Origin of the sequence: Paenibacillus polysaccharolyticus, from assembly GCF_023714295.1 — a bacterium.
Lineage (GTDB): Bacteria > Bacillota > Bacilli > Paenibacillales > Paenibacillaceae > Paenibacillus > Paenibacillus polysaccharolyticus_A.
Genome location: NZ_JAMAUN010000013.1, coordinates 118,307 through 132,737 on the forward strand (window position 1 = coordinate 118,307; position 14,431 = coordinate 132,737).

Below are 14,431 nucleotides of genomic sequence, written 5' to 3' on the forward strand. Positions count from 1 at the left end.
AGTGGAGCAGATGAAGGTAGGTCTGAGCACGTACAGTTTGTTGAATGATCTGAATTCAGGAGCCATGACGGTGCTGGATGTAATCGACTGGATTGCAGCGAACGGCGGCGAGCACATGGAGATGGTTCCCTACGGATACACGGTGGAGGATAATCATGAGCTGGCGGATGCGATTCGGGAGCGCGCCGAAGTAGCTGGGATTGAACTGTCGAACTATTCGATGCCAGCCAACTTTGTGCAGGAGACGGAAGAGGCTTTTGAAGAAGAGATGGCTCGGGTCAAAAGACATGTGGATGTCGCACACCGGATGGGTGTCAGGCATCTGCGCCACGACGTTACTGCATTCAAGTTGCCCAAGGAAAGCACGACCATTGCCTGGTTTGAACAGCATCTGCCGCTCATGGTTAGGGGAAGCCAGATCATTGCGGATTATGCTGCGCAGTACGGAATGACCACAACGATTGAAAATCATGGGTTCAGTGTGCAGGCTAGTGATCGGGTTCAGCGAGTATTACATGCCGTAGATCGGCCGAATTTCAAAACAACGCTGGATATTGGCAACTTCATGTGTGTAGACGAAAATCCGATTATCGGTGTGATGAAAAATCTGCCGTACGCTTCGCTCATTCATTTTAAAGACTTCTACTTCCGTCCGTATGACGAGCATCCGGGGGAAGGGGAGTGGTTTACCACAACTTATGGTAACTTCCTGCGCGGTGCGATCGTGGGTCAAGGTGATATCCCCATCCGTAAAATCGTCAAGCTGATCAAAGATTCCGGTTACGATGGCAACATAACGGTGGAGTTCGAAGGCATGGAGGAATGCAAAGCCGCTTCCAAAATCGCCATGGATAATCTGCGTCGTTTCTGGGATGAAGCATAGAGGGAATATTAATAGTGATTTGGCATAGGGCCGCGTTTTCGTGGCTCTTTTTGTCATATACAGCATACGAACTAGGAGATCATTTTGTAGTGCCATAAAGAGGAATAAGTGACGATAATCACAAGTATGCTATACTGAATGTACGCAGCCTGAAAATAACTGGCTATGGATAGGAGAGATCGTGAATCTATGCAGGTATTTGAGGACTGGAACCAAAAGGTAAAGAAGACGTTCAACGCAACGAATCCCGAAGTGGTATTGACGGTAACTGAGGCGGGCAGCCTGCTAGGGCTGAGTAAAGACCAGATGAAGTTATACGTGGATAAAAACAAACTCACCAAAGTACCTATTATGAGAAGTGTGCATCGATATCTTTTGTTAAAAAGTGAAATCGATCGCATTGTTCAGGCACAATAATTGAGTAGGAAAAAGGCAAGCAGTCTTAGTTGACCGGGGTAATAACTGAATAGAACATTTATAGCCATTTTACCGGGCAGTCTCGGGAGAGTGGCTTTTTTCTTGAATAGAGAGGGGGAGTCAGGCATGCTCGGCAGGTTATCATCAGGTTTATATCGGTATGTAAACTGGAAATGGGTTGTCGTTGCGACCATTGTCTTTGGGTGTTTTATCGCATTCGTTCTGCCTTGGCAGGCAGAAAAGTCAAAGGAGGCAACAGGCGGCGGAGAATCGCCAGATTCGTCGTTTCTATACAGCGCCGATGACTTGTATCGGATGGCTGGACACTATGGAGAGAGCGGGCGAAGCGCTTATATTCAGGCCAGGTTTACATTTGATATGATCTGGCCGCTAGTGTATCTGTTCCTGCTCGTCGTTTTGATATCCATGCTGTATCGAGTACTTCCTGCCACAAACCGCTGGAGGTGCATAAATCTGCTGCCCTTTATGGGCTGGGGGATGGATATGCTGGAAAACCTGGGGGCATCTCTGGTCATGTTCCGGTATCCCGAGCGAACACTTGTGATTGCTGAACTGACTCCTGTATTTACGTTGTTAAAATGGTGTATGATCTATGCCAGTTTTGCCGTTCTTGTACCGGGGATGGTGATCATGGTTGTGCATTACCTTCGCAAGCGTAAGGTTTAAGTGGTGAAGTTGAATGAAGTAGAGAATGGGAGAAGAAGATGTTGGGAAATATAGCTCAGTAACGGTCACCGTAGAGAGTGGAAATTTGTGCTTGTCAAAGGACGATTCGCTCCTATATACTCATGTCGCAAGTGACCTGATCCATATACTACACCAATCCAAGGAGATGAACAATCCATGGCAATTAACTTGAATGTATACCTTGTTACCAATGGTAACGGGCGTGAAGCTGTCGAGTTCTACAAAGAGGCATTTGGTGCGGAAGTACTCGCAATACAGACGTTTGGGGAAGGCCCATCCAGCCCGGATCATCCGATTCCACCAGAAGCCAAAGACTGGATTATGCATGCGTCTCTGCAAATCGGCAGTTCGGTGCTGATGTTATCGGACACACTGCCTGGTATGCCTCACACCATTGGAGATAATATCACGGTGACGGTCAATACGGACACGGCAGAGCAAGCGAAGGACATTTTCAGTAAGCTTGAAGTAGGCGGTAAAGTGAATATGCCAATTCAGGAAACGTTCTGGAGCCCCGCTTACGGTAATGTTACCGATAAATTTGGTGTGCAGTTCCAAATCAGTGCAACTCCTGGACAAGCATAGAGACCGTTATAGGTTGGGCGTATGTGCTAAGTATCAGGCATGGAACCACAAAATACGTAATAACTAAATAACTAGCTGAAAAAAACCTCCATTCGCTACATAAGGCAGCGTGGAGGTTTTTTTGTGTACTTTTTTGTGAAAGAAAACTAATCTTCCTTCTGAATCTTGGAAGGGTTGTTGATTTTGTATGGCACCGGATTACGGGTTAGCTTCTTTTTGATGATTTTAGCTTCAAAGGTTAGCACATCGCCAACTTCTAATTCCTGTTTCTTCATCGTTGCACTGTGACTGGACCAGGCCTCTCCAACCTCGATGACATCAGGCTCCGTAATGGTTACAGACTCATAAATGATAACTTCGTCGTCATTGTCCGAGAAATGATTGGGTACTGTCGCAAACTCTTTAACCACTCCGCTCATTTTCACTTTGCCTTCGGGCAGATCGATTTTAACGGCTTTTGTTTTCGGTGCAGCTTTGGTTTTGGGTTTGGTTTCTGAAGTCACATCGGCATTGCTCCCTGCCTGAGGCCCAATGTATTCCTCCACCAATCCGTCAGGATCACCTTTGAGCTCGGAGAAGGAATCTAGCCCATCCATGTCATCCTCCGGATCAACCAGCTTGGCTGGCGAGTCGTCCTGAGCAGATGTTTCAGTGGAATCAGGGGCTTGTGCAGTGTAGCCCTGTTCCGTTCCCGTCTCTGCTCCCGCTCCGCTTAATCCTCTGGTGCTGTAACCCGAAGCCTGCATTTCTTTGAGATAGGATGGGTGAATGCAGTGTTTTTGCCCGTTATCCAGCTCAATTACAGCCGTCATGTGATCCACAAAACCTAGAATGGTGCAGGGCAGATTCAGTCCGTTCCCTTTATAATAAAATGTTTTGAGTTTGGTCGCTTTCGCCGAAATTAGACCCCATTCCTGACACTTGGCAATTAACTCAGGCTCGTTGTCCAGTGCATAATATTCCGGTGGTTCAATTGTAAAAGCGTATGTCATATTGAATTTCCGCCTTTCAGTTGCTCTTATGTTCATCGTTTCCAAATTACCATCAGTGTAACACAATTATGTACCCGAAAGATGCAGATTCTGAAAGCTTGTGTGCAGGGGCTGTGCTATAATTTGAACAAAATATGAGATAAAAATATGATCATTGAAGTATTCAGGAAAAGCCTGTTTAGTCGTTCGACTTATATAGTTTCGAATCGCTTGATTCATACGTAGAGAAAGGATGACTTTATGTGGAGAATAAGGTAAATCATCAGGCACTTTGGCTCGGAGTCGGTGTGGCACTTGGTGCAAGCTTTGGTACAGCTACGGGGCAGATCGGGCTGGGCATTGCTTTTGGTGCTGCTCTCGGCGTGGTGATCGGTTCCGTGGTTAGTAAACGTACAGGTGCCGATTCACATGAGATGTTAAGCGAGCATGTGCTGGAATTGCATAAACTGGAGGATTGGCAAGAGATGCTCCAACGTTCGCAAGAGCATCCGGTGCTTTTGCTGAAACACAGCACAACTTGTCCCGTTAGTGCGCGAGCATATAGAGAGTTCATGGCTTTTGTCGGCACCAATGCATCCGATCCGAAACAGACGATGGAATATCGTATGGTAAAAGTCATCGAGAACCGTCCGTTATCCCGTCACATCGCCGAAGAGACCGAGGTTCGCCATGAATCCCCGCAGGTACTCCTACTCGATCAGGGGAAGGTTATTGAGCACACTTCACATGGACACATCACCAAAAAACGGCTGACACAGTGGGCGCAGAATCCGTTTGGGTAGGGAGGGCTCTGGATCTAATTCTTGATTTCCTTTTTGTTGTAAAACCTTGAGATCTAAAATGTTTCCCCGCTGGCATTAAGGGCAGGACTACTCGCAGTTCTTAAAAAAAGATGACCTATTCAATGTAATCCTTAATCCTACATTGATATGCATCTACGTCAGACCCGTTCTTTCAGCTGATCGCTGAGAAGAACGGGTCTTTTTTACGCTTTTTTTACAGCCAGAGCGGCGTTTCTTTACCCCCTTTTTACAGCGATTCGTATTACGATTTTACTTGTAGCAAGCGAGAGGAACGGTAGAGAAGAGAGGATGAAGGACGCATGGTGAATGATGCAACGATGATTGGACTGATCTTACTGTTATTTGCGGTGTTTTGGGGCTTTGTGAAATTTTGCGAGAAGGCCTGAAGGCAGGAAGGAAGGGCGAAAAAGATGATTTTCATCGGCGTAATTGTCATGGCTCTGATTGTCTATCTCGGGTACGTGCTGGTGAAGCCAGAGAAATTCTAACGTAACTGTTCAGATCATGTGCCTGAAGTTGAAGATAAAGAGTAGGTTAGTCGGAAACACCAAGGTTGGAATTAGGGAGGATATGCAGATATGGGTATCGGTGTAGTGCAGGTAGCGGTTACGCTACTCATCATATTGTTACTGGTGAAGCCGGCGGGCAGTTATTTGGTGAGGGTATTTGACAGGCAACGAACGGGACTTGATCGTGTGTTTGGAGGACCGGAGCGATTATTGTATCGGCTGATGGGTGTACGGGAAGATGAAACGATGGGGTGGAAAAAATATCTGTCTGCCGTGCTCATCTCCAATGCGGTCATGCTGATCCTGATGTTTCTGGTGTTACGGCTGCAAAAGTTCCTGCCCCTCAATCCCGATGGGATCGATAATATGCCGGCTGCGCAGGCCTTTAACACAGCGGCATCGTTTATGACCAATACCAACTGGCAGTCCTATACGGGAGAGAATGCTCTGTCGTATCTGTCACAACTGCTCGCGGTAACGTTCCCGATGTTCACCTCGGCGGCAACGGGATTCGCGGTGGCGATTGCCTTTATTCGCGGATTAGTAGGCCGCCGGGATGATCTGGGTAACTTTTATGTCGACCTGGTTCGGTCGATTACTCGTATTTTTTTACCGCTCAGCTTCATTGTGGCCTTGTTCCTTGTATTTCAAGGGGTGCCGCAGACGCTGGCCGGTGCGGTGAACGCAACCACGCTGGAGGGTGCACAGCAGACCATTACGCGCGGATTAGTGGCTTCGCTGGAGTCGATTAAACACATTGGAACCAACGGCGGGGGCTGGTTCGGCACCAATGCGGCGCATCCATTTGAAAATCCAACCGCGCTGAGCAATCTGGTGCATATCGTTTGTATGATGTTGCTGCCGACAGCGCTGGTGTATGCATTTGGCTTAATGGTGAACAATCGGAAGCAGGGCTGGACGTTGTTTGCTGCAATGGGAGTTCTGTTCCTCGTGATGCTGACGACGGTATTTGTTTCCGAGTATCGCGGAGTGCCTGCGCTGGATGCGAATGGACTACAAACCAACATGGAAGGTAAGGAGGTCAGGTTTGGTATTCCCGAATCAGCGTTGTTCACGGCTGTAACTACAGCGGCAACAACGGGGTCGGTGAACAACATGCATGAGTCACTTACTCCGCTTGGAGGTCTGGTCTCTCTTGCTCAGATGATGCTGAACAATGTATTTGGCGGCAAGGGTGTAGGTTTGTTGAATGGTCTGCTGTATGTGATCATTGCTGTCTTTATCTGCGGGTTGATGGTCGGCCGGACACCGGAGTTCCTGGGCAAAAAGATCGAAGGCAAGGAGATTAAGTTGGCCTGTATAGCCTTGCTGGTCCATCCGTTGATTATTCTCGTGCCAACTGCACTCGCTTTAATAAGGCCGGAGGCCGTGGTTTCCATTTCCAATGGCGGTACACATGGGCTAACCGAGGTGTTGTACGCTTTTGCCTCAGGAGCAGCCAATAATGGATCGGCTTTTGCCGGATTGAACGCCAACACGGACTTTTACAACATCGCAATCGGCATTGTGATGTTGCTCGGAAGATATATCTCGATGATTGCCATGCTGGCGATAGCAGGTTCACTTGCCGTGAAACGGGTTGTCCCGGTTACCACCGGAACGCTGCGGACGCATACACCGCTATTTGCTGGCATTCTGGTCATGATGATTGTGGTCGTAGGCGCGTTGACATTCTTCCCTTCGCTAGCTCTAGGTCCTATTGCAGAGCATTTGGCGATGGTGCGATGAGCGGCAGGTGGACGATGCGAGGTGGTGATGGCTGAAGAAGTGGCAGGCGAATAAGCCAGCGGCACGACAGCGACACAGCTAATAAATAGGGAAGCACGACAAAGGGTTGAAGTAAGCGCACGTATAGTATGGAGGTGGCATTCACAATGAATGCAGTGGAGCAAAACAAAGAACAGATTCATCAACGCAACAACCACGTTCAGCATCATCCCGGGTCGAAACGATCTTTAAATAAACCTATGTTGCTCCAGGCCATGCGAGATGCATTCAAAAAACTGAATCCGATGGTCATGATCAAAAATCCAGTCATGTTTATCGTGGAAGTCGGCACATTCATTACGTTGCTATTATGTATTGATCCCAATCTATTTACCGCTTCGGATGCAGGGCGAGGATACAATGTGGCTGTATTTTTGATTTTGCTCTTCACGTTGCTATTTGCCAATTTTGCCGAGGCGCTAGCGGAAGGGCGGGGCAAAGCACAGGCGGATACCCTGCGTAAGACAAAATCGGATACGATGGCCAATCTATTGCAGAAGGATGGAACTGTGAAACAGGTCGCTTCGACCGAGTTGAAAAAAGGGGACCTCGTCCGTGTGGAAGCCGGGCAACTCATTCCAACGGACGGTGAGATTACCCAAGGTTTGGCCTCTATCGATGAATCGGCCATTACAGGGGAATCCGCCCCGGTGATCAAAGAAGCCGGCGGCGATTTCTCTTCAGTCACTGGAGGTACACGGGTGACCTCCGATTACATCATCATGCGGGTGCATACCGATCCCGGCGAATCATTCCTGGATCGAATGATCTCTCTTGTTGAAGGCGCACAGCGTCAGAAAACACCAAACGAGATCGCCTTGACCACCTTACTTGCTGTTTTAACATTAATCTTCCTGATCGTCATTTTGACGATGGTTCCTATGGCCAATTATCTCGGCATCCGGCTTGATCTGGCCACCTTGATTGCGCTGCTTGTCTGCTTAATTCCAACCACGATCGGCGGTCTGCTGTCTGCCATCGGGATTGCTGGCATGGATCGGGTGACACAGTTTAACGTGCTTGCCATGTCAGGGAAAGCGGTCGAAGCGGCTGGCGATATCGATACGTTGATTCTGGACAAAACAGGCACGATCACATACGGCAACCGGATGGCTTCTGAATTTATTCCGGTTCAGGGTGTAACTGTACCCGAGATGACACGGGCGGCGCTTCAAGCTTCAGTGCGAGATGAAACTCCGGAAGGTCGTTCTGTCGTCGAGCTTGCAACTAAGCAGGGGCTGAGCTGGGAGGAAAGCCACTACACCAATGCCGAAATTATCGATTTCACTGCGGAAACACGCATGTCTGGTCTGAATCTAAGTGATGGAACGAAAATCCGCAAAGGCGCGGTAGATGCAATCAAGCGGTATGTGACCTCCGAAGGCGGACGTGTACCGGGTGATCTGGACGAAATAGCGACGCGGATTGCAAAGGCCGGGGGGACACCGCTGGCGGTAGCGATCCATAACCGAATCTATGGCGTGATTTATTTGAAAGACACCGTGAAACCCGGTCTCAAGGAGAAATTTGCCGAGATGCGAGCCATGGGTATCAAAACAATCATGTGCACCGGCGATAACCCGCTGACAGCAGCAACGATCGCCCTGGAGGCAGGGGTGGATGATTTTATAGCGGAAGCGAAGCCTGAGGACAAGATTGCGGCGATCAAAAAAGAACAGCAGGAAGGCAAACTTGTCGCCATGACGGGCGACGGCACCAATGATGCTCCTGCCCTGGCGCAGGCCGATGTGGGCCTGGCGATGAATTCGGGGACCATGGCGGCCAAGGAAGCGGCTAACATGATCGACCTGGACTCTGACCCGACCAAGCTGTTGTCGGTAGTCTCCATAGGCAAGCAACTGCTGATTACGCGCGGCGCGCTAACCACCTTTTCCATATCCAACGATATCGCCAAGTATTTTGCTATCATTCCAGCGATGTTCATTCTCGCCATGCCACAGCTTCAGGCACTGAACATTATGAATCTCTCTTCACCGCAATCTGCAATTCTGTCCGCACTGATCTTTAATGCGATTATTATTCCGTTGCTCATTCCGATTGCGATGAAAGGCGTGAAATATCGTCCGATGTCTGCCGAACGGCTGCTGAGCCGCAACGTGTTCATCTATGGTGTTGGGGGTGTGATTGTACCGTTTATCGGCATCAAGCTGATTGACCTGGTTTTGTCAGGTTTGATGTAAATGTCATTGTAGCTGTGAAGTACAGGTGTGATGACATTCATGGTGAAGATAACGTGGTTGCCCGCCTTTTTGATATTACATTAAATCCATTCAGGAAGTGATTTGTATGAAGATGTTATTGCCCGCGTTGCGGTTGTCTGTTGTGCTCATGCTAGTCTGTGGTCTGCTCTATCCGCTCGTCACAACGGGGGTGGCCCAGTTGCTGTTTCCTTCACAGGCGAACGGCAGTCTCATGGTTCAAGATGCAAAAGTCATCGGCTCATCTCTGCTGGCGCAGGAAGTGAAGTCGCCGGGATTGTTCCAGCCTCGGGCATCCAATGCGAATTATGATCCAACCGCTTCCGCAGGGTCCAATCGAGCGGTGGCATCGCCGGAGTATACCGCAGAGATGAACCAAAAGCTGGCTACGCTCCGCCAGGAAAATCCCGCGCTGCCCCATAAGATCCCTGCCGATCTGGTTACGGGTTCCGGTTCAGGGCTTGACCCGGACCTATCTCCTGAAGCGGCTGTGGCCCAAATTCCGCGGATTAGTCAAGCGACAGGACTCGGTAAAAAGAAGTTGGCTCAGCTTATTGAGGATCATACACAAGGCCGCCAGTTAGGTATATTCGGTGAACCGCGTGTCAATGTGAATGAGCTGAATCTGGCACTGATCGCAGAAGAGAAGTGAGAAAGAGAAATGTGCGGACAGATTTATCATAGAGCTATTTGATGATGTGCGGCTAAAGGTCAATGCCTTCTTCCAATCTGGAAGGGGCTTTCTCCATTTTATTATGGATAGGGAATAGTACTACTACATCATATGTTCGGAAGTAAATTCTGAGGGAATGAGGACAGTGGCATGGAGGACAGCTTCAAACGTAAATCGCCGGAAGAGATGCTGCGCATGATTTCGAAGCTGCAAGAGGGCACGTTTAAAATCTACATTGGCCCGGTCAGCGGTTCAGGTAAAACATATCATATGCTCAGAGACGGCAATCAGTTGCGCGAGCAGGGCGTAGATGTTGTCATATGTGCAGTCTCCACGATGAGAAGGCCGGAAACCGTAGAACAGCTTGGTGAGCTTGAGCGCGTGCCCAGCATTCACTGGATTCGGAGCAGTGACGGAGCGGAGATGAAAGACTTGAATCTGGATGCATTGTTAGTTCGCAATCCGGAGGTTGTCCTGGTCGATGGGTTGGCGCATCGAAACCGGGAGGGGGCGAGGCATGCGACCAGACTGGAGGATATCCGTTTTCTATTGCGCCACAATATCAGTGTCATAACTACCGTGAATGTGTATGAACTAGAGGGGTATACCGAACTCGCCAGACAGCTCACTGGAATTAAGGTGCCACATACCGTGCCGGCAGACACATTGGAACTGGCGGATGAAGTGAAGCTGATCGACGTTACGCCAGAGACCATTTTGAGTCGTCTTGCGGAAGGTCACCTGCAAGGGCATGGGGGTATGGACATTTTTCGCCATGGTAATCTCGGGATTTTACGTGAGCTGGCACTGAAACTTGTTGCAGAAGGGGTTAACGAGTCTTTACGTGAACATCGCGAGGAAATGGGTCTTCCGCCCGCAACAAGCATTATGGAACGTATTCTTGTCTCCGCGCAGTACCACTGGAATGGTTCGATCTACATTCAGCGCGGACAGCAGATTGCCCGTCGATTGAACGGGAGCTTGCATGTCGTTGTCTTCCGGTCCATGAAACAGCCACTAACGAAGGAAGCTACGGTATTTCGCCGCAGTATGATGAAACTGGTGGAGAAGATCGGCGGGCACATGGAGGAGCTTCCAGTCATACATCACCGCTATATCCCAGTCACATTGGCACAGTATGCGATCAGACAGCAGATTACCCGGATCGTTATGGGACATTCGCGGCGTACACGCCGGCAGGAGTTATGGCAGGGCTCTCTCATTAACTCGTTGCTTCGCAAACTGCAAGGAGTAGATTTACTACTGGTTGCAGATCGGTCGGCGCAAGAGGGCGAACGGGTTGTGCCGACAAAAGTAAGTGAAACGGAACAGAAAACCTATCGCAGACTCAGTGAGCAGGAGATAGAGGAACAGATTGGGCTGATTAGGCGTGGTACATTCAAAATTTATATTGGAGCTGCTCCGGGGGTGGGCAAAACCTACATGATGCTGAGGGAAGGCAATGATCTGTTGCGCAAAGGCATCCATGTGCAAATTGGATTGCTGGAAACCCATGGACGAGCGGACACGGTGGAACAAATCGGCTCTTTGTCCATCATCCCGCGAGCGCAGCGTATGTATCAAGGCACATGCTTAGAGGAAATGGATACAGAAGCGATATTACGATTGCATCCCGAAGTGGTGCTTGTGGATGAGCTCGCGCATACCAACGTGCCTGGAAATGCTCGGCAGAAGCGTTACGAGGATGTGCTAAGGCTGCTGGACGCAGGCATATCCGTCATTACAACCGTGAACGTACAGCATCTTGAAAGCTTGAATGATGCCGTTGAGCATATTACGGGTGTTCGGGTGCGAGAAACGGTACCTGATCGAATCATGCAATTGGCAGACGAGGTGCAACTGATTGATGTCGCTCCCGAGGCCTTGCGGCAGCGCATGCGAGAGGGTAAAATCTATGCAACTGCCAAGGTGGAGCAGGCGCTTGCGAATTTTTTTAAAATGGGTAATCTGATCGCATTGCGTGAACTGGCTCTACGCGAACTTGCAGACGATGTGGATGAGCGGCTGGAAACGCAGCGAGCAGCGCGAACACTACGGGGCCCATGGCGCCGTGAGGAGTCGGTTTTTGTGTGTGTCAGCAGTGACCGTCACGCCGAACGGTTAATTCGTAGAGGTTTTCGTATGGCTTATCGGCTGAAGGCATCCTGGCATGTCCATCATGTACACATCGGCACAGACATGGTAATGACTCCTGAAGTGAAGGAGCACCTGGCAGGATTGGAGCAACTCACTGTGCGGCTAGGAGGGCATTTTCATATCCATCAAAGTGCAAAGTTGCGGGAAGTACCAGTTATTTTGGATGCAAAGGCTACGGAAGCGAAGGCGACACAACTGGTAGTTGGGCAGGCGAAACGGGTATGGTGGCGGAATGGTCATCGTGGCTCGGGATCGGTGGTGAACCAGCTTGTTCGTCTGTCGAGACATCGTGATGTATTGATCGTAGCGGATGATGATTATAAATAAAGCGGGTGGAATTGAATTTGTCTGAACATCAGGAAGAGGGCAAAGATCAGGAAAGCTTACAGGGGATCTCTCGCCAGAAATGGGTTCCCGCCTATATATGGGTAACACTTACCATCATCCTGTTAACCGTACTGCTTCATATCATCGGGATGAGTGATGACTTGGTCAACGTTGCACTGGTGTACCTGTTTCCTATACTGATTAGTGCTGTATATTGGGGAATGGGGCCAGCAGTATATGCAGCGACCCTTAGTGTTGTCATGTTTGATTTCTTTTTTGTTCCACCTTATCTCAGTTTTACGATAGAGGATTTGCGATATCTCATTTCGTTTGGGGTGTATTTGGCTGTCGCCGTCATGACGGCAAGTCTCGCCGGACGTTTACGGCAACAGCTGGATCGGGTTAAATCTCGTGAAGCCACAACGAATGCCCTGTATGATCTTAGTCGACAGATCACTGCAATTACTAATCTGGATACCTTGTTGGATAACATGACGAGCCAGATATCCCTTATGCTCGGAAGTCCAGCCGCCATATATCTGCCGGATCAGCAGGGTGAACTGAAGCTTTGGACGAAACAGAGACCTGCGTCTGAGATCGGGACAGAGAAGAATGTCTGGGGAAGCCGTTCTTCGGAGCTGGCTATCGCGGATTGGGTCTACAAACAGGGACAGACCGCAGGCAAAGGATCGCCCAAGCTGGGTGAATCGGCGGGGTTGTATGTTCCGCTGCAAACAGAGAACCACATTCACGGTGTACTTGCTGTATACATGACTACTAGTGAGCCGGAGAAGCAACAGGAACAGGGCCAGCTGCTGGAAGCCTGCGGCAGTCTTGCGGCAGGTGCAATCGCCCGGGTGAAGCTGGCTGAGGAAGCGCGTCTTGCTCAAGTTACCGCTGAATCAGAGCGCATCCGAACTGCGCTGCTGGATTCGGTATCCCATGAGCTACGTACGCCGTTAACTGCCATTATCGGTTCAGCCACAGGGCTGATAGAGAATGACAGTCTTTTTACACCCGAGGATCGCCTGGAATTGACTGGTAACATCCGTGACGGCGCGTTGCGTATGAATCGTCTCGTAACCAACTTGCTTGGCATGGTGCGGCTGGAGAGCGGTATGCTACAACTTAATCGCAAATGGTGTGATGTAGGGGATATGATTAGCGTTGTTTTGGCAAAAGTCAGAGAATTCAGTCCTCATCGTGAAGTTACGGTACAACTGCCAGAAGAACCGGTTTTTTTTGACGGAGATGAGGTGCTGCTTGAGCAGGTACTTGTGAATATCGTCAGCAATGCATTCAAATATTCACCCGACGAGAGCATGGTGATCATAAGGGTAAAGAATGAACCGAGACAGAGTTGTGTGACCTTCATCGTAGATGATCAGGGTGTTGGAATTGAGGAATCGGAGCGAACTCGCGTGTTCGATAAATTTTATCGCTCACCCTCCACGCAGCATATTACGGGAACCGGGCTGGGACTTGCCATCTGCAAAGGGATTGTGGAGGTTCACGGAGGTACAATCCATGCTGAGGGGAATCCGGATGGAGGAACAAGAATACGTATAGAGTTGCCTGTGGGAAGGGATGAAGTGCCATTTTCCTATACAGGGCAAGGAGAGGTTGGAGATTAGATGAATGCCGCATTAGGGGCTCGCATTCTGGTGATTGATGATGAACCGCAGATTCGCAAACTGCTAAAAGTGACTCTTCAGGCTCACCAATATGATCATTATGAGTGTGCTAACGGAGAGGAGGGTATTACGCAGGCAAGTGTGGTGCATCCTGATTTGATCATTCTTGATCTAGGTTTACCAGGCATATCTGGCATGGACGTGCTTCACCGGATAAGGGAATGGTCACAGGTGCCAATTATTGTGCTGACAGCAAAAGATCAGGAGGCTGATAAGATTGCCGCACTGGATGCAGGTGCAGATGATTATGTGACGAAGCCGTTTGGCATGGGTGAACTGGTTGCCCGAATTCGGGTAGCGCTTCGGCATGTCGCCAAAACAACGGACGAACCCATTTTGCGATTTGGCTCACTGGTTATCGATCTGGCTCTCAGGCAGGTTGAGCTGGACGGAGAGCAGGTCAAATTAACGCCAACCGAATATGAGATGCTGAAGGTGCTTGCCTCGAATGCAGGCAAAATTATTACCCAGCGCCAGCTTTTACAGCAAGTATGGGGTGCGCATCATCATGAGTCGGACAGCCACTATTTGCGAGTTTATGTGGGTCATTTGCGTAAAAAGCTAAAGGAAGATCCTACTCGTCCATCCTATATTCAGACGGAACCAGGGATTGGATATCGTTTTCTACTGCCTGCGGAGTAATGGAGTAATCTGAAAATAAGTGAAAAAAAGCACC

Annotated in this window: 13 protein-coding genes; 12 read left to right on the forward strand and 1 reads right to left on the reverse strand. The window is 49.3% G+C overall.

The window, feature by feature from the left end; translation table 11 throughout:
* The first annotated feature begins 10 nt into the window (after positions 1–10).
* The 4 genes from M3629_RS24370 to M3629_RS24385 all read left to right on the forward strand — a co-directional run bounded on the left by M3629_RS24370 (position 11) and on the right by M3629_RS24385 (position 2,593).
* Positions 11–883, forward strand: coding sequence for a sugar phosphate isomerase/epimerase family protein (locus tag M3629_RS24370; protein ID WP_251511002.1), 873 nt, complete (start codon positions 11–13; stop codon positions 881–883).
* A 189-nt stretch (positions 884–1,072) separates the two neighbouring features.
* Positions 1,073–1,300, forward strand: coding sequence for a DNA-binding protein (locus M3629_RS24375; protein ID WP_090924231.1), 228 nt, complete (start codon positions 1,073–1,075; stop codon positions 1,298–1,300).
* A 126-nt stretch (positions 1,301–1,426) separates the two neighbouring features.
* Positions 1,427–1,987, forward strand: a complete 561-nt coding sequence (locus M3629_RS24380) for a hypothetical protein (protein ID WP_251511003.1) — start codon at positions 1,427–1,429, stop codon at positions 1,985–1,987.
* 177 nt (positions 1,988–2,164) lie between these two features.
* Positions 2,165–2,593 carry a VOC family protein gene (locus tag M3629_RS24385; RefSeq protein ID WP_251511004.1) on the forward strand — a complete coding sequence of 143 codons (429 nt, stop codon included), beginning with the start codon at positions 2,165–2,167 and terminating at the stop codon, positions 2,591–2,593.
* Positions 2,594–2,739: 146 nt separating this feature from the next.
* On the opposite strand, the gene M3629_RS24390 is transcribed toward M3629_RS24385, so the two are convergent.
* Complete coding sequence (locus tag M3629_RS24390; protein ID WP_251511005.1) at positions 2,740–3,585, reverse strand: hypothetical protein; 846 nt, start codon at positions 3,583–3,585, stop codon at positions 2,740–2,742.
* A 242-nt stretch (positions 3,586–3,827) separates the two neighbouring features.
* Here M3629_RS24390 and ytxJ point away from each other — a divergent pair, with 242 nt between their 5' ends.
* From ytxJ to M3629_RS24425, 8 genes are all read left to right on the forward strand, one after another.
* Positions 3,828–4,367 (forward strand): bacillithiol system redox-active protein YtxJ, encoded by a 540-nt coding sequence (ytxJ, locus tag M3629_RS24395; protein WP_251511006.1) that lies wholly within the window; start codon positions 3,828–3,830, stop codon positions 4,365–4,367.
* Between the two features lie 431 nt (positions 4,368–4,798).
* Positions 4,799–4,876 (forward strand): potassium-transporting ATPase subunit F, encoded by a 78-nt coding sequence (locus M3629_RS28755; protein ID WP_090924284.1) that lies wholly within the window; start codon positions 4,799–4,801, stop codon positions 4,874–4,876.
* A gap of 90 nt (positions 4,877–4,966) precedes the next feature.
* A complete protein-coding gene (gene kdpA, locus M3629_RS24400; RefSeq protein WP_285888998.1) occupies positions 4,967–6,646 on the forward strand; it encodes a potassium-transporting ATPase subunit KdpA in 1,680 nt (559 codons plus the stop codon).
* A gap of 146 nt (positions 6,647–6,792) precedes the next feature.
* Positions 6,793–8,886, forward strand: coding sequence for a potassium-transporting ATPase subunit KdpB (kdpB, locus tag M3629_RS24405; RefSeq protein WP_435368270.1), 2,094 nt, complete (start codon positions 6,793–6,795; stop codon positions 8,884–8,886).
* Positions 8,887–8,992: 106 nt separating this feature from the next.
* The gene (kdpC, locus tag M3629_RS24410; RefSeq protein WP_251511007.1) at positions 8,993–9,556 is read left to right on the forward strand and encodes a potassium-transporting ATPase subunit KdpC; all 564 of its coding nucleotides are present in this window, start codon (positions 8,993–8,995) and stop codon (positions 9,554–9,556) included.
* A 171-nt stretch (positions 9,557–9,727) separates the two neighbouring features.
* Positions 9,728–12,061 carry a histidine kinase gene (locus M3629_RS24415; protein ID WP_251511010.1) on the forward strand — a complete coding sequence of 778 codons (2,334 nt, stop codon included), beginning with the start codon at positions 9,728–9,730 and terminating at the stop codon, positions 12,059–12,061.
* Between the two features lie 17 nt (positions 12,062–12,078).
* On the forward strand, positions 12,079–13,695 hold the full coding sequence (locus tag M3629_RS24420) for a DUF4118 domain-containing protein (protein WP_251511011.1): 1,617 nt from the start codon (positions 12,079–12,081) through the stop codon (positions 13,693–13,695).
* Positions 13,696–14,397 (forward strand): response regulator, encoded by a 702-nt coding sequence (locus tag M3629_RS24425; protein ID WP_154891505.1) that lies wholly within the window; start codon positions 13,696–13,698, stop codon positions 14,395–14,397.
* Positions 14,398–14,431 lie beyond the last annotated feature (34 nt).